Raw genomic sequence first — 21,154 nt, 5'->3', positions numbered from 1 at the left:
TGTCGGGAGCCGCTACGATGGTGCGTATTGTCACTGCCCCAGCAAGGACGTTGCCCATGTCACAGCACGCGATCGAGGACGTGATCGAACGCGCCATCTACCTGGTCGATCGCAGTACGCAAAACGCCGCGCACCAGGCCGCGCTCATCCACGCCTTGCTTCACCTGCAGGCACGCTACGACACCGGCCTGACCTGGCTGCGCATGCATGAGGTGCTGCTGCGCCACGGCGTGCTGGTGCGCACGCCGGTGGAGGTCATCGACGATGCGGCGCTGCGCGCCCAAGCGAGGGCTGCCGAGACATCGTGCTGGCTGGAGAGCGATCGTGGCACGGGCTATCTACACCTGGACGAAAACGCATCCGTGCTCTACCAGCAAACGGGAACCGGCCACGCCATGCCGGTCTCCGCCTTGTTCCGTGACGTGCTGACGCTTGCCGATCAGGCCGACGATGGCGAGTTATTCACCGACCTCTATGGCCTGCTGGTCAACGGCTGGCTCGACGCCACATTCACCGCCGAGGACGGCCTGGCGTCGTCGCTGGACGGTCTTGTCGCCTGCGACGACCTGCAGGCGATCCGTGGCATCGCCGCGCGGCGTGGACTCAAGCGCCGGCGCGGCGTATCGGAAGATCTCGCGCTGCCTCACCTCAGCGAGAGCCAGGAGCCTGGCGAGATCGAGCAAAACGCCGGCTTGCGCTTCTTCTTGCAGCCCAAGCGCACGCCCACTGCCTTGCTGGCCGCACGCAACAGGACCCGGCGCCAGCTCGCACGCGTGCAGGAACTGATCCCGATGCTGGTGGAGCAGCGCCTGAGCGCCGCGCTGCAGCAGGCAGGTTGGTCGCCGGTTGCCGCGCCACCTGAGCATCCATGGTGTTGGACCCGCGACCGCGACGGCAGCCGCCAGTGCCTGTGGGCCACCCACGACGCGACGTGTGGGGAGTTGATTGTCCAGGCAGGCCTGCAGCACGCCCGGCTGCTGGACTGGCAGCGACGTTCGGCAACCACCCAACTGCACGACCTGCACATATACGATCGCGCCGCACCGCTGCTTGGCAAGCATGCGCTCAACCCCAAGGACATCGGCACGTATGGCGGCTTAAGACTGGACCCGGCTCACAGCGATGCGCAGCTGGGCAACGCCTTCGACCGTCTGGCCGCTGCCCTCCCTGCCCTGGACGCGTACTACTTCGATGTGATCGCGCAGCAGTTGTCCGGGCCATTCTTCGATCGCGACCTCGAGATGGTCATGCGCACGATGGAGGAAGGCCACAGCACCGGGGCAATCGCCCAGGATGTGCTGCTTGCCAGTCCCGACAGCACATTACTGGCGTTTGTGTTCCACCATCTGGAACATGGGGACGACGTCGCTGCGGCAGCGGTGGTTGAGCGCGTGCGCGCACGCCATGCCGCGCGTACGCGTCTGAATGCCTGGCATCGCGCGTATCTGACCCCATTCCTGCAGCAATGGGACCACGGGCAGCGCGATATGCCGATGCCGCCAGTGCAGCACGTCCTCCTGCTCAATCACCTGCGCGCATGTGAATCCGTCTGAACATGGTCGCCGCCATGGCCGCGCTGGCACCGTTCGAATCGGTGACCTCGGCCATGGCTCAGCCCTCCTGCGTCGCCTTTTGAAACTCGATACGCCCGTGATCGCCCGAATATTTTCTCTTGACCAGGATGCGGTCGGCCGGCGTGATGCAGCTATTTTCCAGCGAATTGGCTACATGGGCTTCCTCAACGAAGAACTCTTCGTAAGGCAACGGCAGTACGGATGTCTCACCGCCCTGATCGAACGTGAGCAACAAGCTGTCCTCGCGCTCGAAGCACAGCCGACTCCAGGCAAAATCGGTCAGTTTCCCGGCTTCGACAACAGCCGATTCCTTACCTGCAAGCAGTGCCGCAACATTCTGCGAAAACTGCTTTTTTGAAATCGGGGGCTTGGTCATGCCGCATCCTGCAAGCGTGGCAACGGCAACGGCGGCTGCGAACGAAAGGTAACGACGGAAGATGGCCAATGGCATGGGGGCGCGACTCCTTGCTGCGGGCTGGTAGACAGGTGGAACCAGGATCAAGCGCTGCACGGCGCTTCATCAGCGCGCAGCCTGGCCCCACCTGGTGCATTGCGGCTCCGGTAGCATCTTGCCGCTGAGCCGGATCAACAAGACAGTCTCAGCGCACCCACCATTTAGCCGGCAGCGAGGGCGGTGGCAAACGGGTCGTCGCCGGCATCCTCGTTCCAGACGTACTCCGCGATGCTGGCGACTTCCTTGGCAGCGTCGTGGCCGAAGATCTTCGCAATGAGCGCCAGCGCCATGTCCGTTCCAGCGGACACGCCTGAGGATGTGAATAGATGTCCATCCTCCACCCAGCGCGCACGCTTCACCCACTCCGCCTTCGGACCCTGCGACGTCACCCAGGCGAAGGCGCGCTTGTTGGTGGTGGCGCGCCGCCCATCCAGCAGGCCGGCGCGCGCAAGCAATGCGGCGCCAGTACAGATGCTGGTCACATGCGGGGCCGTGTGCGCCAGGCGCGCAATGCCAGCAACCAACGCGGCGTTGTCCACCTCGCGGCGCGTGCCCATGCCGCCCGGCACCATCAGGATGTCGACTGGAGGCGCCGAATCCAGCGCGCATTCCACCGCAACCGTTGGGCCGGCGCTACTGGCGACTGCGCCGACACGTTCGCCGAGCATCACGATCCTCACCTTGCCTTCCAGATTGCCGAACATATCCAGCGGCCCGAACACATCCAGCAGTTGGAAGCCCTCGAACACCAACATGCCTAGCGTCAGTTGCGCTGTAGCTGAGGCCACCTTGTCGCGCCGCGCGCTTGCCGGACGCGCATCGTTGGCCGTTGCGCCGGCGCAGATCATCGCAGCGCTGCCCAGCAGTGCGGTGCGTAGCACCAGACGGCGCGAATGGTTGGCATGGGTCTGCTCCCGTTCGATAGACATGGCAGTTCCTCTGTATGAGACCAACAGTGTGTTGGCGTCGCGCATGGATGAGCCCGCACTGCAGCGCGAGCGATTGCGGTGGTGCGCAGGCCACTGTATGCACCGCTGCGCAGTGCGGTGTGAGGACGCCCCGCATCAGCGTGGCGGCCGCCAGGCATGCTCCACGCTCATGCGTTGAGACGCGCAAGGCCCACTTCAACGGTCGCCTCTCCAGGCAGCGCCGCAGGACAGGCAAACAAGGCTCCGGATGATCGCCACAACCGGCTGCTGCTGCGCTATCTCTCGCCCGGCCTCACCAAGCGCCTGGGTGCCGCCCCGAACATGCGCTTGAATGCATGGCCGAACGCGCTCGGCGACTGGTAACCGACCGTGAGCGACCCAACGCTGCGGCAAACCCTGCAGGCGCAGTCCGAGGCAAGCGGCCTGCCTGCCAAGGCCATCGCGCACGCCATCGCCGATGCGATCGATCAGCCAGAGGATGTCGAGGTCGGCAGCCTGGTGATTCGCCCTACGTCGCAAGCGTAGTGGGCGTCAATCCATTTACGCGCTGGCATGTCATTTTTTAGCAGCGCTTGAGGGTTTGAAGGCCAACCGGGCGCACTCAGCGCTGTAAGCATACTCAGAGTCCCCGCCCTATGCGTGCACATGTGTCGGCTGGGATCTGCTGTAGCTGGGCAGCAGGACGCAATGCAACATCTCGTTAACCCCTACCAGCCGAATTTCTTGATTTCCCAGGAATCGATTCTAACGAAGACGGAATTTGCGCACCGTTACCCGCAAATGTGGCGCCAGTGACACATACGATTCCTAGACAAAAACTGCCATGCCAATGGCTGATCCCCAGATGCCGAAATTCGCTTGATCGGATGTGGGCGAACGGTCGCAGTGGTCCACGCTGACACTGAAGCAAAAGCATATCGGCCCGGCAAGCCGCGCCGTTGATCAATAAGTAGACAGAGTTCTGGAATGGCGGACTAGCCCGTGCACGTGGAGCTAATCCGCCAGATGACTACTTAACGAGATTTGTTACGAACCTTACAGTTCCGTTTTCTTCTACGACGGCGCCCAGCGGGCCGTTGCCATTATTGGCACCAGCACCGGTGCTGCTAAATTCAATCGGTACGTCCATCGCCCCAAGGGTTGCCTCAATGGCTTGAATCTTTGAGACGCTTGAGCGAGAGCTACTATCGCCTCCATGGATTGCTGCTTTAGCGGCATACCCCTGCGAACGAAGACTCTCAATATAGCTTTTAATTTCCCACTGCGCTCTGCGATTTTCGGGCATAACATGGAACACCCGCGCCTTGCCTGCATTCTGGGAGGGTTTTTCTCCCCCGACCGCAACCCCAACGCAAAGGTCCATCCCGTCAGTCATGCAGAGAACCCCAGGCTTAGAGGTCCCGGTTGAAGCTGTTACAGCAGGCTGGGTCGAGTAGCCAACGCCCTTGATCGGCTTATTTCGGCTCAATGCGAACTCCCGACCTGCTCCGGAGGATCTCTTTATCCGTGTAGATGCCAGGCGCACGGGAAACGCTTCTTCATGACTGCGATCCTTGAGCGGAGCGCTAGGATGGCTTCGCTCGGCCTGGTTCTGGCTGGCAGACAGTTGCTCAAACTGAGGGAAATTAGTTGGGTTATATGAGTAACGATTGATACTACTTGTCATGGAAATTACCTCTATCGATCCACAGAGAAATTCTTACAAAATACGCACTCGCCAGTGGACGTGGCCGCGAACTTATCTGCAATAATCCGAAAAACGCCGCAGATTAAACGAGCGAGTTAAAACAGATGAGACAATCGAACCACCCGAATCTCTTACCCTAGGACACCCACGCAGACGACATGTACTTGGTCTGCCCAGCACACCTTCAAACCTACCCGGTGACCCAGATCGTGCGTGGCATTTTGGTGATGCCGGTGATCATCAGCCAAGAAGATCCACAACGATCCCCACCCTGCTGGATGACGCGCATCAGGTACGGAAAGGTCCGGACGCAGCTGACGCGACGTCGCCAACATCTCGCATTCAAGAAGAAATTATCGTGACGGAAGCGAAGCAGGCACGCTATTGCACAGCGTCGCACGGGCTTGCATGAGTCGCTCGCTTAATTACTTCCCTGCCGTTTAAGCAGCGTATCGATCGAAACCCAAGGAGTAAGTGCGTCGTCGGCGATCCATCTGTCCGGCATCGGCCAGCGTGGCGGCAACCGACGCGTGCAAGGCTGCAGTGGCAGTCACCCAAGTGCGATCTCCCAACCCGACGGAAGCGATGCAAGCCCACGACCAGAAGTCGCCGCGTGGCATGACGTTCAGCGCGTCATTGATGGACCGGTTTGGCTGACGGGTTGCTGCGATTGCTCCAGCGCCTGCTGTTGTTCGCGCGCCTGGGTCTGGTTGATTGCCTGCAGGCGATCAAATGACTGGATCTCTGGCGTCTGCACGGCTTCCACGGTCGGCATGTGTGCGCGCTGGTGTGCCGGGTCGTTGATGGCACCTTGGACAATGAAGACTTGCTGGTAGTTGATGACAGCCGGCTGCATCGACAGACGGTACACGCCATCCTCCTGAAGCGGCTGGTTATCTGCGCCTCGGAATCCCTCAGCATTCTATGTGCGCTGCACATGCCGCACGATGTCAGACGATTCGCCAATGCGGATGGTGCCATCGTCCACAATTGGCCTTGGCTCGATGCCACCACTCCGTGTCTGGGCATCAACCGATAGACGCCCGCTCGCGGGTCTTCCATGTAGTCTTCGGATTGCTGGTAGTAACGCTTGTCCATCTCCATATGGACATGCTTGCCGGCGTTAGGGAGCCCCTTGTTGCTCTGCGTACCGAGCAACTGACCGTATTCCACGCTGTCTCCTACCGAAACACCGACTGGATCCAGATGCAAGATGCGCGCGACCAATTCGCCGCCTTTGCGATCGTAGATATCTACGGCACCAAACCGGCCGGCATCAACACGGGCTACATAGCCTGCAACAGGCGAAGGCACATCAACGGCGCGAACGTTGGCACCACTTGGCGGGATCCGGCTATCTTCAAGCAAGAAATCCTTGGTCAAGAGCATCTGATCCGCGCCCAGAGCGCTGGAAGATCCGCCGTCAGTTCTACGTGTCTCCAGCTCCTGAATTTCCCCGCCAATCACACCCTAAGACCGGGTACGCGGGTTTTCGACATTGACAGGAATGCCGTCCACCACTTGAGCACGCGCATTTGCCCCTGGATGATGGGTGACCAAACCTTCGAAATCTTCGACACGCTGATTGCCGAGCCTGGGGCTATGAAACTGCTGCAGCCTGTACGGCGCAGGTTGAACGACATTCCCGTCTTCACCTGCCATGACGTCTCTCCTTGATCATGCGATAACTTTTTAAATTATTTACACCGACGATACTGCTTCACTGATTCACCGTCGGAAATCACTAGATGCTCGCCCTTCAAAATGTACAAGTCATCAGTTCTTATATCTGGCGCAATATCCGACTTGGCGGAAACAACCCAGGCGTGCGGGCCGGTGGAAACAAGCTTGATTGCTACCGGAACCTCCTCGTGCTCGTACCCACGCAGCCGGGTCTTCTCGATGCGTATGGGTGAATCAGAATCAGGATTCAAGGGTAGCTTGCACGATTGTGGCCCCAGATCCCACATCCCCTGGAGTTCTGTGGGATATGCAATGGAGTGCCGCGCCTTGGTGGCTGACACCGCACTGCAGCTAGGCAATAGAAGGGAAACTGAAAGGAACGCAGTCAACATCCGCATACTTACCTCTACTCAGTAGTCATGGTCGGCGCGCAAGCCTGATAGAAGGCGCGCGACCACTATAGCTAAGCACTAATCAGGCAGAGACATCATTACGCAGCACGTGTCTTATGCCTCTGGACGGATTGTCTTGCATGCTGCGTGGGCAACATCTAGCACCGCGGCTACAGCGGCACCTCCACCGGTGGCAACACCTCCATCAACAGCTGCCCCGCGCTGGCGGTGATACGCAGCTTGGTGCCGATGGCAAAGCCCAGTTGTTCCAGCCATAGGCCGCTGAGGCGGACGTGCGGTACGTGCTGGTCGCCGGCGTGGTCGTGGGCGCCGGGGTAATGGGTGTAGCTGACGGTGCATTGGCGCGGGCGGCGGGCACGGCGGGCTGCGCGTAGCGTGCCGGGGCCTTGCGGAGAGACGTCCGGGTCGGGCGGCAGCATCGGTGGCAGCTTGGTGCGGTCGGGTTCCACCACGACCCACTGCACGCGCTTGGGCGGCGTGGGGCGCGCACGCGTGCGGGTGGGCCGTGCGCTGGCAGATGCCGTGGGTGGGCGGCGGCGTGTCATGGCACCTCCGGCTGGTGGTTGGTGGATGCGGCAACGCGCTGCTGCACCCCCCAGCACTGCGCGCGACCCGGCGGCGCAAGGTGTGCAGCAGCGCACCAAGCTGGCGACTCAGCGGATGCGCGGGATGGATGCTCGCCTGCTCAACAGCTGCGCGTGCGACGAGCCGGCGTAGTGTCGACTCCCCGTAAACTTGATCCAGCCATAACTAGAGGTCTCCGGGCACACTAGCCATCAAGGAGACCACCAATGCGCAAGAGCAAGTTCACCGATAGCCAGATCGTCGCCACGCTGAAGCAGGTCGAGGGTGGCCGCCAAGTCAAGGATGTGTGTCGTGAGCTAGGGATTTCCGATGCGACGTACTACGTCTGGAAATCCAAGTACGGCGGCATGGAGGCCGCTGATGTGCAGCGCCTTCGCGACCTGGAGACCGAGCACAACAAGCTCAAACGCATGTACGCCGAGCTGGCGATGGAAAACCATGCATTGAAGGATGTCATCGCAAAAAAACTGTAGACCCGGCGCACAAGCGCCCGCTTCTGGCCTGGCTCATCGAGCAGCATGGCTGGAGCGAGCGCCGGGCCTGTTCGGTGGTTGGCGTGGCGCGCTCGACGATGCGCTATCAGCGTCGTCCCGATCGGGATGATGAGGTTATCGCGCTGTTGTCCGAGTTGGCCGAGCGTTTTCCTGAGCGTGGATTTGGAAAACTTTTTCAAATCATCCGCCGTCGCGGACATGTGTGGAACCACAAGAGGGTCTGGCGCGTGTATTGCCTGATGAAGCTCAATCAACGTCGTCGCAGCAGGCGCCGGGTACCGACGCGTCATCCACAGCCGCTGGCCTGCGGTGATCGCCCCAATGCTGGATGGTCGATCGACTTCATGTCCGATGCGTTATGGGACGGTCGGCGTTTTCGCACGTTCAATGTCATCGACGATTTCAGTCGGGAAGCCTTGGCGATCGAAGTGGACCTGAATCTTCCGGCCGCCCGCGTCATCCGCACGTTGGAACGCATCGCAGCTTGGCGCGGCTATCCGAACAAGCTACGTTTGGACAACGGGCCGGAATTTGTCGCGCTGGCCTTGTCCGAGTGGGCCGAGCGTAAGGGCATCGCCTTGGACTTCATTGAACCGGGGCGTCCGATGCAGAACGGTTTTATCGAACGCTTCAACGGCAGCTACAGGCGCGGCGTGCTGGACATGCATCTCTTCCGCACGCTGAGCGAGGTCCGCGAACAGACCGAACACTGGCTTGCCGACTACAACCAACAGATCCCGCACGACAGCCTGGGCGGACTAACGCCCGCTGAGTTCCGTGATCAACATCAACCGCAGACCTCTAGTTTTAGCTGGCATTGAATTGCGGGGAGTCGACAGTAGCACCTCGGCTACATCTAACAGCAGGCGGTGAGCGGAAGCTGGCAATAGATCAACCGGCACAGATGCCGGCATGGATGGTGCGGTAGACATGGCAACGCCCTCCTGGAACAACCCAAGAACCGCCGCCAACGGCGACGGGATGTCGGGAGGTTCGAAACCGCACACAGCCGGCGGGCGTATTTCCCTTGCGGGTGTTGTATTAGCCGCCCTCCCGACGCAGGCATCGCGTCGGCTTGTACCTGCAGGATGCAGGCACAAAAAACCCACCGGTTTGACGGAGGTGGGTACCGCTGTGTGAGGAGTTTCGACGCTCCTTAGGCTGGAGATTGCAACGCACCAATCGCGATGTCAACCGAGGCCATCTGTGCTCAGAAGGCAGATCCGAAAAGTAGCGACACACGATCTGTGTGATCAGATATTTGAGGTCACAGGCCCGCTACGCTTGCACCGGATGCACTACGAAAGAAATTTCGCGCCGTCCCATCACTTCTACCTGGCTGTGTAGACCTGACACCTTTAATCTTGCCGTATCACCCAACGATGGTAGGTGTCATGGAAAGTAGCGATGTGGGACCGATCGTGCCCTTGACCTTCAAGGCATTAGAAGAACGCCTGCGCGCGCTACCAGAGTTTCCTGCCGACACTGCCAGCCCAAGCCGCCTCGTGCGCGGCGCCGCCATCGTTATGGCATTAGGAATCGCCCTGACCCTCGTTGCTTCGTTCTTAAGCTTTACCAATGTTCCTCCCCAGTTGCTAAAGAAGGCAGCAACGGCTGGCTTCTGGGTTGCGTTGATAGCGCTAGGCATCCTGATGATAATTAGCATCTATGGGATAGTCAGTGATCTACGTCGATGGACAGTAGATCAAGCAATGCGCACTGATCATCAGCTAGAGCAATTTATGCAGGAGGTGAGTTGGCTGAAGAAGTATCCGGCAGCAACCCTGCAGATCATGCTGGATCACGCTCGCTACAGCCATACACGCCGTGCGGGCCGCATTGCGCTATTGGCCGGAAGCATCGACAAGCTAGGCCTTCTGCCGGTTGCGGCGTCGCTCTTCCTGGTTCTGCGCGCTGGTGGCAATCCTCTAGCGATGTCTCCATTAACAGCAATAGTGGGGATTTTCCTGCTGTTCTTCTGGATGATCTGCTGGGTTGCCACGTCGGCCAGGGGTAAACTGCAGACCTATGAATACTTGCTCGACATGGCGCTAAAGGGCAAAGAGAAAGGCGCAGCAGCAGCTGACGCATAAGATTGGGGCCAGGCTAGGTCAGGTCAGCCCGCCACTGTAACTTCATAGCTCCGCTATCTCTTGGGGCGCATACTTGCAACCGAACTACGCATGGATGACCATCTGTGTGATTGCGTTGGAGCTGTCAGTCATGCAAACGAATCCTCACGCCAACCTTAGCTCTTTAGCATTGCTAGCAGCTGCTAGTCTCTTCTTCATATCAGGGTGCTCTGCCATGCAGCAAGACTCACGGCCCGGTTTTAATACTCAGCAGTCTGCCGCGAAAGCAAGGCAGCAGCTTCAAGCCGCCAACCCGGTAGGCTCGCCCATTATGGCCGCGCAGAAAAACCTTGAGGATCTAGGATTTCACTGCCAAGCGTTGAGCTCTCCTGGCGCAGGTTACAAAGCGTCAATAATGTGCACGCTTTCCCCTGCCGTGAAAGAGGCGCAGCCATCGGTGACAGCGCCAGCTGTGCCGGTTACCTGGATGGTGGGCTTTCATTCTGCTGACGGGATCTACTTGAGCAAACTGGTAGTGAATCGAGCACCGCAAGATATTGAGGAATAAGTCATGGATGAGCAGAGGAAGGCGACAATTTTGGTGGGGGCAAGCGAGGTTGCTGGTGACCGCCGCCATCTTTACCTGCTCTTTCAGAAATCGGATGGCAGCCAGACCGTAGTACGTGGAGGACCCGACACTAGAGCCGAGGGAAATGACTTGGCGAACTTTGCCGAGAGCACAGTTCTTGGCTCGGAGAAATTTGGGCACATTCGAGTTGAAACAGCCCCTTACATTGCCCCTTATGAAATTGGGTACCGGCTCAAACAAGACGGCAACTACGAGCCAGTGCCTTTGAACCAGTTGGATCCCTCCGAGCCGGCTCTTGCGAGGGATGCCAAGGGCAACATCGTGAAAGCGACAGTCACCGCACCAGACTGGCCCGCACCGGGCGAACGCCACGAGCGCATCGTTGCCTGGAGCGGTTCTGACCAGGAATTATCCACAAAACTTGAGTCTGCCCTGAAGGCTGGGGATCAGATCAATCACGCACAACTGGAATATTCCCCGCTGCACAACAACAGCAACGGCGTTGTCAGCAACTTGCTAAAAGCCAGCGGCGTTCAACCTGTTCTGCCGAAGAACGCACAAGGTGAGACAGTCAACGCCCCGGATTTTGGGGAAGACCTTTATCAAGACGTCGGCGCGGCATCGGTACGCAGCGGATACAGGTTTGACGGCAAGCAGTGGTTCGATGCGGACGATCGTAGAATCGCGCCTCCTACGAGTGGGCAGCCATTGATACCACAGGATCCGGCCGCGCCGTCGCGTGGATCATCCGATGGTTTCAAGCTCAGCGCGCAGGCTCCATCGCCTAGCGATCCCATGTTTGCTCAAATCCAGGATGGCGTACATCGGATCGATCATTCGCTGAATCGTGCTCCCGATGCGGCAAGTGACCGTATGACCTGGAGCCTGTATGCCCTTGCCAAAGAGCAGGGACTGGAACGTGTAGACAGCGTAGTGCTTGGCCAAGCAGGCACCCGGGCAGCCGCCGGCGAGTACGTTTTCCTGGTCCAGGGAGATCCTTCCACCTCCGTGTACCACCGTGAGCAAATGCGCACGGCAGATGCGGTGGAGAGTTCGGTTGAGCAAAGCCAAGCGCGCGTGCAGTCTGCCGAACAGACACGTGCACTCGCGATGAGTGCTGAAATTCAGGAACAGAGTCAAAAGCAAGATGCACCAAGGTTGCAAGTCTGATTGACCTGGGTCATAGCAGCCTTTCGACCAGCCAAGCAGAGACAACACGTAAGTATTGAAACACTTTGCAAGTAGCTCGCTTCCGGCGTTTGAGGTTAGCTTTGGCTTACCGAGATGGCAGGTGCTAACGTTTCTAGACGGATCCCAGACCTTGGCATGAACTTAGATATGAAAATTAGGCTCATTTTTGGGACAGCATTACTTTCGCTATCAATCTCGACTGCTTCTGCAGAAGTAAGTCTGCGATCTGATTATAGGAAGAGTGATGTGCAGCCGGTCAAAGTTGCAAAGGTGGGATCCAACTCGCTCCAAATCACCTATCGCATGCCGGCGGAAAGCCAATTTTATTCTCCCGGCGTTGATTTTTTAAGTGACCGCGGCGTCTTGCGCATTGCCATCCGCAGATGTGGCATTAGTGCTAGGTGCGATGCGATGGCGAAAGCTGTCATACCACCAGCTGAGCTTTGGATGCCGAAAGTCACCGTGCCCTATGCGGGCGAAGAGGTATTGGTGGTTTACGTGGATACAGAAGAAAAATTTGCACCTTAGTTTTAAGTCTGTTCTAGCGGGTCAGGTCAACCTGACCGCGTTAGTCTTAGCAATAAAATTCGTGACTGCAATATTCAGTCGGTCATGCAGCTACCTATCTCACTATTCACTCAAGCCCCCAGCGTTTTTTTCTGCACGGCCCAATGGGAGCGTTCACTCCATGGAAATCCTCTACTCGGGTACGGACAAGATACTCTGCGACTCGCTAACTTTGATGCTCACTGAATCTCGAATCGATCACGAGACTAGCAAGCGCTTGTACAGAGTGCAGATAAATGACGCCGATGAAGTGCATCAGGTTTTAGTTCATTGCAATGATTGGGACAGTGCAGCCCGACAGCTCGACATGCTTACCAGGAGGACGCAACACAACGAGGCACCCGCGTCAGTGAGTCCTGGATCGCGTCGCCAGTACGCTGCAGTGCTCATGATTGCTCTTGGAATCTCTGCCGGCCTTGCCGCTACAAAGCTACTACATAGCGCCCCCAACCCTTGCCTATTCTTACCGCAGCCCCATGCTCCCACCCGATAGACGACTGGTAGGTATGTCGTCGACGCCGGCAACGCAGCGATCAAGGTATCGGGCGCTAACGGGGTGGCGCTAACGGGGTCAGGTTCACTTCCTACGCAAATTTCGGGCGCTAACGGGGTCAGGTTCACTTCCTACGCAAATTTCAGGCTACAGCCTCAACTTTCGACAGGGCTTCCTCGCTATCAGCACCAATGCCTGGCTGCGAGTCTTGTGCCATGGCCAGACTTCCACGCATCGACCTTCCCGGCATCCCGCAGCACATCGTGCAGCGCGGAAACAACCGCTTGCCGTGCTTTCTGGATGATGGCGATCGATTGCGCTATCTGCACCTGATGCATGAGGCCCTGCACGCCACAGGCTGCCAGCTGCACGCTTACGTCTTGATGGACAACCATGTGCACTTGCTAGTCACGCCACCTGCAGCGGGACGCATCGGACAATTGATGCAACGGCTTGGGCGAAACTACGTCGCATTGTTCAATGGCCGCCACGGGCGCACGGGCACGCTGTGGGAAGGCCGGTACAAGGCATGTCTTGTGGACAGTGCGGACTACGTCCTTCGCTGCTATCGCTACATTGAGCTCAATCCGGTGCGTGCTCGCCTGACCGACAACCCGGCGACGTATCGCTGGTCCAGTTGCCCAGCCAACCTAGGCCAACGCAAGCACTCCGTGCTGACACCACATCCCTGTTGGCTTGCGCTTGGCAGCGACCCGATCCAGCGATCCAACGCGTACCGTGCTCTGCTCAATGAAGCCCTCTCCGACGAACTGCTCGCCAGTATTCGCCTTCATCTACAGCAGCAGCGAGCCCTGGGCCACGACGCCTTCCGCGCAATGGTCCAAGCCAAGACCAACCGCTTTGCAGGCGTCAGGCCCGCTCATCGGCCACGCAACCCCAACACCACCGACTGATAAGTTAACCTGACCCCGTTATTACCGGGAGATTCGCGCACCCGGCCAGGCAGATAGCGATCAGCCACAAGCGCGGCCTACGGCAGCAGCTAACGGGGCCAGGTGTCAACGCCGAAGTAAATCTGACCCACTTTCCGGGTCTTGGGTCACGACGCCTTCCGCGCAATGGTCCAAGCCAAGACTCACCGTTTTGCGGGCGTAAGGCCCCTTATCGGTCACGCAGACCGAACACCGTCGACTGGTAAGTCAACCTGGCTTCGTTATTTTCAAGGTAGCGACACAGCCCTGCTATCGGACATCACCGCGCGGGATTGTACGCCCGGTTCGCTTAATTACCTCCGTCAATTAACTCCGTCCTGTTTTCCCGGTGCAACGCGAGCACATGACAAAGCGCCGCACGGAGGCGGCGCTTTGTTGACTGAAAAGCTATTCCCGCGACTCACGCGAGATGCTGACAGCACAGGTCCACGTAATGAACATCAGCCCGCTTGTTTTTGTCCGCCCATGGACTGCGCCTGAGTAGCTCCCGTGTCGTCATCCGTCGGAGCAAGCTCCCAAAGAGTTTTTTCACCGGCGGGGGAGAGCGGATTGCTCTCGCCGTCAGCGGCGGGGAAGTTGCTTGGGGCAAGGGTGTAGCTGTAGAGCTCTTGCAGCACCTGCGCCATTGGCGTGTAGAAAAGGATGGAACGGGTGCGATCGTCACTGGACGAGATGACCCCGACCAGATGCCGGTCGTAGGTGACGACCGGTCCGCCGGAGTCGCCGCCGTCAAGGCTGGCGAACTCGGACGAGTCCGCGGCACCGAGGTGATCATAATTCGGCCGCCAAATTCCTGGCGCGAGTGTCATGCCGTGCCAAACGCACCGGACACCGGTGCGCCAACCGCTTGTGCAGAATGTCTCATCTGGCGCGTTGGACCACCCGCTCACAGGAAGACGTGCTTCCCGCCCGCCGCGCGGCATGAAGACCTGATTGCTCGCGCGGGGCCGATATTGCAAGTACGGATTGCAGATGGCAGCGCCGCTATTGTGATGTGCCTGGCACCACACATAGGACGGATTGGGCTCGGGCGGTACCTTCACAAGCTCGAGGTCCGAGGCTGCGGACTGCCACACGACAGTGCCAATTGGCTCGTTCTGGTCACCCAAATAGACCGTCCCGCCCGGTAGGGAGCAGTGCTTGGCAAGCACGAGCCATCGTGTGGCATTTTGGTACGGCGTCAGTCGATAGAGGATGTTGCTGGGCACCACCACCGCCCCGACGGTGCAGGATCCTGTATTCACGCCGACTTTCGAGCCAGAAATGAGCGGCAGGACGTCGCGGTCGGGATTGCGAGGAGGGACCACCTGCGCCATGGCAGCCGAGCATGCAAAGGAGGTGCTGATGACTATTGCGAGGCATGCCACGCGCTTTTGCATCTGTAGATTTTTCATCAAGAATCGGATCCTATCAGGGGTTTTCGGGATGACTCAAAGTACTGATTTTCCTGGCACGTTCGCGCCTTTATAGATCGATGATATTGGCGTGGTAGAAAGTGACCTTAATCAGTCATTGAAACGTCACCTTGAATCATTTCCCTGTGATTATCTGACAAAAGAGCATTACAAGTTGTCGAAAAACGAATTTCAAGGAATCGGCTCGGCCTGAAACACGAAGCATGGTCTCACCGTAAAGAGAGTGGCGCATTCTGGAACCGGGCGACGGAAGCGGTTGAATCGACCGCATCATCGCCGCAACGGCTTGGGCGAAACTACGTACCATTTTTCAATGGCCGCCACCGGTGCGCCGGTACGCTATGGAAAGCGCGGTACAAAGCATGTCTTGTGGACAGTGCGGACTACGCCCTTCGCTGCTATCGCTACATTAAGCTCAATCCCGCGCGTGCTCGCCTGACCGACAACCCTGCGGCGTATCGCTGGTCTAGTTGCCCTGCCAACCTAGGCCAGCGCAGGCACTCCGCACTGACACCGCATCCCTGTTGGCTTGCACTTGGCAACGACCCGATCGAGCGATCCAACGCCTACCGTGCCCTGCTCGATGAAGCCCTCTCCGACGAACTGCTCGCCAGTATTCGCCTTCATCTACAGCAGCAGCGAGCCCTGGGCCACGACGCCTTCCGCGCAATGGTCCAAGCCAAGACCCACCGCTTTGCGGGCGTCAGGCCCGCGCATCGGCCACGCAACACCAACACCGCCGACTGATAAGTTAACCTGACCCCGTTATTTGGGGAATGGAAAAGGGACAGCGTTCTGATGCCGACCGCTACTACGAACTCTCACCAGCTCAAACCAAAGCCCTCGACCAGACGCTTCGTGAGAATGTCACCTGGGAACTAAATAACAACTGTTCGTCGTGGGCTAGCGAGACGGTGTCTCGCGTCACCGGAAAGCAGATTGATGCAGGCACATGGTTGCCCACCGTAGAGACGCCCAACGCGTTGATCGACACCATTCGTGAGCGGGAGTCTCGACAGCCGACGTCTCCAACCAAGCCTGAAGTGAATGAACCTGCGCGCGAAGGACGATCAAACAACTCACTTGGGAAGGTCGAGCCATCGGAAGAACGTAACAGTCCTTCGACTAGGGCAATGACTGATCCAGAGCACGCTGGCAATCGCCTTTTCGCTGGGCTACGCGAAGGATTGCCTCTGCACATCTCCGATGAGCGGGTCGCTTTCGCCGCTCAGCGCGCGCACGAGGCCGGAATCAATGACATGTCGAAGGTGGGCCGGGTCATTGAGCGGGAAGGCGACGTGTTCGTCGTCGGCACGACTCCTGGATTCCGCGCATCGGTACTTGCAGGCGAGCAACCTCCCACCATCGAACATTCCAGTACAGCGCTTGCCCAGCAAGCTGCTGCGCAGCCTTCGATGGAACCCGATGCTCAAGCTGTTAGTCCCCGAATGGTTTAGCCAACTTCTTGGAGCAGCCCAATGCGTACTCGCCCGCCCGACGCCCCGGCGACGTATCGCTAGTCCGGTTGTCCAGCCAATCTTGGCCAGCGCGGGCACTCCGCACTGACGCCATATCCCTGTTGGCCTGCGCTTGGCAGCGACCCGATCGAGCGATCCAACGCCTACCGCGCCCTGCTCGATGAAGCCGTAAGCTCCCCCGATCCGCAGACACCGCATAAGTAGATCTTTCTGGCATCGTTCCCAAGTCAGGAGGTTCCATGCGCACATCGAAGTTCACCGAGACACAGATCATCGCCACGCTCAAGCAGGCCGACGCAGGCGTTCCAGTCAAAGACATCTGTCGCCAAGTCGGCATCAGCACGGCGACCTATTACCAGTGGAAGAGCAAGTACGGCGGCTTGGAGGCGTCCGAGCTGCGGCGGGTCAAGGAGCTCGAGTCCGAGAACGCCAAGCTCAAACGGATGTATGCCGAGTTGGCGCTCGACAACGCGGCAATGAAGGACCTGATCGCAAAAAAACTCTAGGGCCGGCGCGTAAACGCGAGGCGGTGCGGTTCCTTATCGAGGTCCACGCGCGGCCGTTGCGCCGGTCCTGTGCATGCGTCGGGCTGTCGCGTGCCGCTTGGTATGCACCGCCTCTGGACTGGACGGTGCGCGATGCCGAGCTGATTGCCGAGATCGCGCGTTACGTTGAAGCGCACCCCAGTCGTGGCTTCTGGAAGTGCAGCGACTACCTTCGCAAGCAGCAACCAGGTTGGAATCCCAAACGCATCTATCGCGTTTACAAGGCCATGAAGCTCAACCTACGCCGCGCTGCAAAGCGTCGCCTTCCCAAGCGTGAGCGGGTGCCGCTCTACGTGCCGAGGCTGCCAGACACGGTCTGGTCGGTCGACTTCATGAGCGATGCGCTGGCATGCGGACGACGCTTTCGCACCTTCAACGTGGTGGATGACTTCAATCGCGAGGCGCTGCACATCGAGGTTGACACCTCGATCAACTCGCAACGGCTTGTGCGTGTGTTCGAGCAGATCAAACGCGATCATGGCTTGCCGCAGGTGGTGCGCTCGGACAACGGCCCCGAGTTCCTGGGCGAAGCGTTCACCAGCTGGCTCAAGACCAATGGCGTCGCACTACAGTACATCCAGCCGGGAAAGCCAAATCAGAATGCCTTCATCGAGCGCTTCAATCGCACGTTCCGCGAGGAAGTGCTCGACCTGAATCTCTTCGCCTGCCTCGACGATGTGCGCGAAGCCGCCCACTGGTGGATGATCGACTACAACGAAGCAAGATCCCATGATTCGCTCGGCGGAATGACCCCGGTCGAGTACCGCAACAAGTACGCCGAAAGCTCTACTTTTGAAGTGCCTGCTTGACGGGGGAGCTTACGAAGCCCCGTCCAACGAACTGCTCACCAGCATCCGCCTTCGTTTACAGCAGCAGCGAGCTCTGGGCCACGACGACTTCCGCGCGATGGTCGAAGCCAAGACCAACCGCTTTACCGGCGTCAGGCCCGCTCATCGGCCACGCAAACCGAACATCGTCGACTAATAAGTTAACCTGACCCCGTTATTCGGGCCAGCGCAGGCACTCCGCACTGACACCGCATCCCTGTTGGCTTGCACTTGGCAACGACCCGATCGAGCGATCCAACGCCTACCGCGCCCTGCTCGATGAAGCCCTCTCCGACGAACTGCTCGCCAGCATTCGCCTTCATCTACAGCAGCAGCGAGCCCTGGGCCACGGCGCCTTCCGCGCAATGGTCCAAGCCAAGACCCACCGCTTTGCGGGCGTCAGGCCCGCGCATCGGCCACGCAACACCAACACCGCCGACTGATAAGTTAACCTGACCCCGTTATTTGACACCGCATCCCTGTTGGCTTGCGCTTGGCACCGACCCGATCGAGCGATCCAACGCCTACCGTGCCCTGCTCGATGAAGCCCTCTCCGACGAACTGCTCGCCAGTATTCGCCTTCATCTACAGCAGCAGCGAGCCCTGGGCCACGACGCCTTCCGCGCAATGGTCCAAGCCAAGACCCACCGCTTTGCGGGCGTCAGGCCCGCGCATCGGCCACGCAACACCAACACCGCCGACTGATAAGTTAACCTGACCCCGTTATTTACCCCGTTATTTGCGACCTATCGCCTGTAGAGTTCGAACGGCGCTACGCGCAATGAGGGTCTTGAGTGTCTACGGAACCCTGGGCGTATCACATCGACCTTCCCGGCATCCCGCAGCACATCGTGCAGCGCGGGAACAACCGCTTGCCCTGCTTTCTGGATGATGGCGATCGATTGCGCTATCTGCACCTGATACATGAGGCCCTGCACGCGACAGGCTGCCAGCTGCATGCTTACGTCTTGATGGACAACCATGTGCACTTGCTAGTCACGCCACCCGCAGCGGGACGCATCGGGCAACTGATGCAGCGGCTTGCACGAAACTACGTCGCATTGTTCAATGGCCGCCACCGGCGCACGGGTACGCTATGGGAAGGTCGGTACAAGGCATGTCTTGTGGACAGTGCGGACTACGTCCTTCGCTGCTATCGCTACATTGAGCTCAATCCGGTGCGTGCTCGCCCGACCGACAACCCGGCGGCGTATCGCTGGTCCAGTTGCCCAGCCAACCTAGGCCAGCGCAAGCACTCCGCGCTGACACCACATCCCTGTTGGCTTGCGCTTGGCAGCAACCCGATCCAGTGATCCAACGCCTACCGTACCCTGCTCGATGAAGCCCTCTCCGACGAACTGCTCGCCAGCATCCGCCTTCATCTACAGCAGCAGCGAGCCCTGGGCCACGACGCCTTCCGCACAATGGTCGAAGCCAAGACGAACCGCTTTGCGGGCGTAAGGCCAGCTCATCGGCCACGCAAACCGAACACCGTAGACCGATAAGTTAACCTGACCCCGTTATTTGCAAGAAGAAGACCTCAGCGTTACGGCAGCGACACTGCCCCGCTATCAGACATCGCCGCGCGGCCCTTACGACCGGCTCGTTTAAGTACCTCCCGCCCTTTTGTCTTTTTGTCTTTCTGTCTTCCGTCCCCACACTATTTTCAAAATATGCAGAGGTACCCTCCAGCTGGCTGGATTTTGAGCTGAAGGAAAGCGTTATATCCAATAGCGCCTGCATCGCCCACCAAATAAATATCAATCAGACCAGAGGAGAGGGAATTTTTGGAATATTAACCGTCATCGTTTCCAGCTCGTAAGGCTCACCATCTCGAAGCTTCCGCAACAAATCCACTGCCTTCTGCGAATACTTATTGGTTTTGCTCCCGGCTGCGTTTCCCGTCTTCATAGTAATATGATAAACATTGTCGGTCGCCTTCATATCAAACCCGGTCTGCTTACTCAATTCCCTAACCAGATCATGTGCTCGACTCCAATAGCCATACCCGAGCTGTTCCGCAACACCTGTTAACGTGTAGCGATAGTTCAAATTTACTTGAGATGGATCAGATATCGTTGTAAGACCAAATAATTTTGCAAAACTTTCACCGGATTCCACAGCATGCTCAAGCGTCTGAAAATCAATCTCCACGGTGCGCTTTGGAGCATCCGACCTAATTAGACCGACCGCCCTAGCCATTAACGCGCGAAGGAGCTTGGTATCCACCTTTTCTAGATTTCCAGCAACTCCAAAGGCCTTGAATACCCACCCGAAAGAAGATGCAGAAATACTCTTTATCCGAATATTCACGCCATCCGCGACCGACAGAACTTTGTCGCGAACAGGATAAGATGACTCTGATATAAGAGGATCCCACTCTAGCAGATACATATTGGGAACCAATTCAAAATTATCCTTGAGCATCCTATGAACGTCATACAAGACCATCTTGACATTTGGATCTTCCGCGTTATATCCGACAAAAAGCAGCGGATGCTCAATAAAATATGTTAAGAGCTTCGCGCTCAAATATTTGTGATCACTTGCAAACCTCGTATAATCGTCCTCGGTCAATACAAGAGACAGAGGATCGGAAATACATCCGTGAATCTTAAAGATTCACCAATCGAGAGATAACCTTTCTTGATGATTTGCTGACCCACAACTGGCTCATATCCATCAAAAAGAGGTTCCAGCAATTGATCGTAGTTTGTCGTGATTATTGAGTGGGGACTCATCGCTTTCAGTGCCGCTATCTCGGCAATCAATTCAGGAGAAAGCTTCCCGACTGATCCAGGCGCAAGCGACCGAAGCAACTCACTTGCAGAATGCTTTATAAATATCTCTCGAGGGAAATTTTCCGAGTAATATTCGTCTGGAAATTTATCTCTACCCGCCCCCCAAGCCCACTGATGATAAAAATCTGCGAAAACACTGCCGATTTTTATGAAATTACTGCCATAGGTCTGCTTGTAGTAAGCAAAGTCCATCTCGATGGCCGGACACTGGTCAGCAAGTAACCTAAGGAGCTCCTCCCAATTTGGAGCATTAGCGTACCGCCGGGATAGGCCTGAACCCACGAACACGATTGGCTGGCACGAATAATCGTGCAACACTCCTTCTATGTCAGCGCGAACTTCTTGTTGATACGTACTATAGTCCATTGCCATTCGAGTAACTCTCCACGCACGCCATGCTCTAA

19 protein-coding genes and 5 pseudogenes are annotated in these 21,154 nt (G+C 58.0%); 14 read left to right on the top strand and 10 right to left on the bottom strand.

What is annotated here, in order from left to right:
• Positions 1–56: 56 nt before the first annotated feature.
• Both HLH45_RS07760 and HLH45_RS07755 read left to right on the top strand, forming a co-directional pair.
• Positions 57–1,166, top strand: a pseudogene (locus tag HLH45_RS07760) (hypothetical protein); the annotation flags it as partial.
• Positions 1,167–1,208: 42 nt separating this feature from the next.
• Positions 1,209–1,553: a hypothetical protein gene (locus HLH45_RS07755; protein ID WP_033479349.1), complete on the top strand. Its 345-nt coding sequence runs from the start codon at positions 1,209–1,211 to the stop codon at positions 1,551–1,553.
• 58 nt (positions 1,554–1,611) lie between these two features.
• Here the strand turns inward: HLH45_RS07755 and HLH45_RS07750 are convergent, their stop codons facing one another.
• Together HLH45_RS07750 and HLH45_RS07745 are read right to left on the bottom strand one after the other, a co-directional pair.
• On the bottom strand, positions 1,612–2,025 hold the full coding sequence (locus tag HLH45_RS07750; protein ID WP_008577597.1) for a hypothetical protein: 414 nt from the start codon (positions 2,023–2,025) through the stop codon (positions 1,612–1,614).
• Positions 2,026–2,189: 164 nt separating this feature from the next.
• Positions 2,190–2,957, bottom strand: coding sequence for a DJ-1/PfpI family protein (locus HLH45_RS07745; protein ID WP_031420893.1), 768 nt, complete (start codon positions 2,955–2,957; stop codon positions 2,190–2,192).
• Between the two features lie 366 nt (positions 2,958–3,323).
• On the opposite strand from HLH45_RS07745, the pseudogene HLH45_RS07735 reads away from it, so the two are divergent.
• Positions 3,324–3,482: pseudogene (locus HLH45_RS07735) on the top strand (oxidoreductase); the annotation flags it as partial.
• Positions 3,483–3,966: 484 nt separating this feature from the next.
• Here HLH45_RS07735 and xopAF read toward each other — a convergent pair.
• The 4 genes and pseudogenes from xopAF to HLH45_RS07715 form a co-directional block, all read right to left on the bottom strand.
• Positions 3,967–4,623, bottom strand: coding sequence for a XopAF/AvrXv3 family type III secretion system effector (xopAF, locus tag HLH45_RS21765; RefSeq protein WP_008577605.1), 657 nt, complete (start codon positions 4,621–4,623; stop codon positions 3,967–3,969).
• Between the two features lie 646 nt (positions 4,624–5,269).
• A pseudogene (locus tag HLH45_RS21760) lies at positions 5,270–5,473 on the bottom strand (XVIPCD domain-containing protein); the annotation flags it as partial.
• A 317-nt stretch (positions 5,474–5,790) separates the two neighbouring features.
• Positions 5,791–6,033 (bottom strand): annotated as a pseudogene (locus HLH45_RS21755) (XVIPCD domain-containing protein); the annotation flags it as partial.
• An 856-nt stretch (positions 6,034–6,889) separates the two neighbouring features.
• Positions 6,890–7,285 carry a SymE family type I addiction module toxin gene (locus HLH45_RS07715; RefSeq protein WP_029818555.1) on the bottom strand — a complete coding sequence of 132 codons (396 nt, stop codon included), beginning with the start codon at positions 7,283–7,285 and terminating at the stop codon, positions 6,890–6,892.
• A gap of 246 nt (positions 7,286–7,531) precedes the next feature.
• On the opposite strand from HLH45_RS07715, the gene HLH45_RS07710 reads away from it, so the two are divergent.
• Positions 7,532–8,640 (top strand): IS3-like element ISXca2 family transposase gene (locus HLH45_RS07710; protein ID WP_087944180.1). Its coding sequence is split into 2 segments (ribosomal slippage): positions 7,532–7,784 and positions 7,784–8,640, totalling 1,110 coding nucleotides; the frame shifts between segments, so codons are not numbered across the junction.
• 18 nt (positions 8,641–8,658) lie between these two features.
• On the opposite strand, the pseudogene HLH45_RS21985 reads toward HLH45_RS07710, so the two are convergent.
• Positions 8,659–8,928, bottom strand: a pseudogene (locus HLH45_RS21985) (hypothetical protein); the annotation flags it as partial.
• Positions 8,929–9,213: 285 nt separating this feature from the next.
• Between HLH45_RS21985 and HLH45_RS07705 the strand changes: the two are divergent.
• The 5 genes from HLH45_RS07705 to HLH45_RS07685 all read left to right on the top strand — a co-directional run bounded on the left by HLH45_RS07705 (position 9,214) and on the right by HLH45_RS07685 (position 13,645).
• Complete coding sequence (locus HLH45_RS07705; protein WP_223866300.1) at positions 9,214–9,912, top strand: hypothetical protein; 699 nt, start codon at positions 9,214–9,216, stop codon at positions 9,910–9,912.
• A gap of 130 nt (positions 9,913–10,042) precedes the next feature.
• Complete coding sequence (locus HLH45_RS07700) at positions 10,043–10,459, top strand: hypothetical protein (RefSeq protein WP_108702759.1); 417 nt, start codon at positions 10,043–10,045, stop codon at positions 10,457–10,459.
• A gap of 3 nt (positions 10,460–10,462) precedes the next feature.
• Positions 10,463–11,650, top strand: coding sequence for an XVIPCD domain-containing protein (locus tag HLH45_RS07695; protein ID WP_008576638.1), 1,188 nt, complete (start codon positions 10,463–10,465; stop codon positions 11,648–11,650).
• A gap of 156 nt (positions 11,651–11,806) precedes the next feature.
• The gene (locus HLH45_RS07690; protein ID WP_228735347.1) at positions 11,807–12,199 is read left to right on the top strand and encodes a hypothetical protein; all 393 of its coding nucleotides are present in this window, start codon (positions 11,807–11,809) and stop codon (positions 12,197–12,199) included.
• Between the two features lie 747 nt (positions 12,200–12,946).
• Positions 12,947–13,645, top strand: coding sequence for a transposase (locus HLH45_RS07685; protein WP_046932880.1), 699 nt, complete (start codon positions 12,947–12,949; stop codon positions 13,643–13,645).
• A gap of 479 nt (positions 13,646–14,124) precedes the next feature.
• Here HLH45_RS07685 and HLH45_RS07675 read toward each other — a convergent pair whose 3' ends face one another.
• Entirely contained in the window at positions 14,125–15,078 is a 954-nt protein-coding gene (locus HLH45_RS07675; RefSeq protein WP_046932882.1) for a trypsin-like serine protease, read from the bottom strand.
• Between the two features lie 390 nt (positions 15,079–15,468).
• Between HLH45_RS07675 and HLH45_RS07670 the strand changes: the two genes are divergently transcribed.
• From HLH45_RS07670 to HLH45_RS07645, 5 genes are all read left to right on the top strand, one after another.
• Positions 15,469–15,846 (top strand): transposase, encoded by a 378-nt coding sequence (locus tag HLH45_RS07670; protein ID WP_074053248.1) that lies wholly within the window; start codon positions 15,469–15,471, stop codon positions 15,844–15,846.
• Between the two features lie 29 nt (positions 15,847–15,875).
• The gene (locus HLH45_RS07665) at positions 15,876–16,556 is read left to right on the top strand and encodes a hypothetical protein (protein WP_228996783.1); all 681 of its coding nucleotides are present in this window, start codon (positions 15,876–15,878) and stop codon (positions 16,554–16,556) included.
• Positions 16,557–16,816: 260 nt separating this feature from the next.
• A protein-coding gene (locus tag HLH45_RS07660; protein WP_409350108.1) for an IS3 family transposase occupies positions 16,817–17,931 on the top strand; the annotation gives its coding sequence in 2 pieces (ribosomal slippage) (positions 16,817–17,071 and positions 17,074–17,931; 1,113 coding nt in all).
• Between the two features lie 483 nt (positions 17,932–18,414).
• Entirely contained in the window at positions 18,415–18,654 is a 240-nt protein-coding gene (locus HLH45_RS07650; RefSeq protein ID WP_074053249.1) for a hypothetical protein, read from the top strand.
• A gap of 89 nt (positions 18,655–18,743) precedes the next feature.
• Positions 18,744–19,262, top strand: coding sequence for a transposase (locus tag HLH45_RS07645; protein WP_229017154.1), 519 nt, complete (start codon positions 18,744–18,746; stop codon positions 19,260–19,262).
• Between the two features lie 451 nt (positions 19,263–19,713).
• On the opposite strand, the gene HLH45_RS21625 is transcribed toward HLH45_RS07645, so the two are convergent.
• On the bottom strand, positions 19,714–20,526 hold the full coding sequence (locus HLH45_RS21625) for an SIR2 family protein (protein ID WP_008576634.1): 813 nt from the start codon (positions 20,524–20,526) through the stop codon (positions 19,714–19,716).
• Entirely contained in the window at positions 20,523–21,116 is a 594-nt protein-coding gene (locus HLH45_RS21620; protein WP_128698080.1) for an SIR2 family protein, read from the bottom strand. Before HLH45_RS21620 ends, HLH45_RS21625 begins: the two co-directional genes overlap by 4 nt.
• Positions 21,117–21,154 lie beyond the last annotated feature (38 nt).

The organism is Xanthomonas euvesicatoria, from assembly GCF_013112235.1.
Taxonomy (GTDB): Bacteria; Pseudomonadota; Gammaproteobacteria; order Xanthomonadales; family Xanthomonadaceae; genus Xanthomonas; species Xanthomonas euvesicatoria.
This window is presented reverse-complemented; position numbering and strand designations above follow the sequence as displayed.

Excerpts from the sequence above, each read along its gene's own strand:
- HLH45_RS21620 (WP_128698080.1), bottom strand. The coding sequence starts at position 21,116 with ATGGACTATAGTACGTATCAACAAGAAGTTCGCGCTGACATAGAAGGA.
- HLH45_RS07700 (WP_108702759.1), top strand. The coding sequence starts at position 10,043 with ATGCAAACGAATCCTCACGCCAACCTTAGCTCTTTAGCATTGCTAGCA.
- HLH45_RS07715 (WP_029818555.1), bottom strand. The coding sequence starts at position 7,285 with ATGACACGCCGCCGCCCACCCACGGCATCTGCCAGCGCACGGCCCACC.
- HLH45_RS07705 (WP_223866300.1), top strand. The coding sequence starts at position 9,214 with ATGGAAAGTAGCGATGTGGGACCGATCGTGCCCTTGACCTTCAAGGCA.
- HLH45_RS07665 (WP_228996783.1), top strand. The coding sequence starts at position 15,876 with ATGGAAAAGGGACAGCGTTCTGATGCCGACCGCTACTACGAACTCTCA.
- HLH45_RS07750 (WP_008577597.1), bottom strand. The coding sequence starts at position 2,025 with ATGCCATTGGCCATCTTCCGTCGTTACCTTTCGTTCGCAGCCGCCGTT.
- xopAF (WP_008577605.1), bottom strand. The coding sequence starts at position 4,623 with ATGACAAGTAGTATCAATCGTTACTCATATAACCCAACTAATTTCCCT.
- HLH45_RS07685 (WP_046932880.1), top strand. The coding sequence starts at position 12,947 with ATGGCCAGACTTCCACGCATCGACCTTCCCGGCATCCCGCAGCACATC.
- HLH45_RS07675 (WP_046932882.1), bottom strand. The coding sequence starts at position 15,078 with ATGAAAAATCTACAGATGCAAAAGCGCGTGGCATGCCTCGCAATAGTC.
- HLH45_RS07745 (WP_031420893.1), bottom strand. The coding sequence starts at position 2,957 with ATGTCTATCGAACGGGAGCAGACCCATGCCAACCATTCGCGCCGTCTG.
- HLH45_RS07690 (WP_228735347.1), top strand. The coding sequence starts at position 11,807 with ATGAACTTAGATATGAAAATTAGGCTCATTTTTGGGACAGCATTACTT.
- HLH45_RS07695 (WP_008576638.1), top strand. The coding sequence starts at position 10,463 with ATGGATGAGCAGAGGAAGGCGACAATTTTGGTGGGGGCAAGCGAGGTT.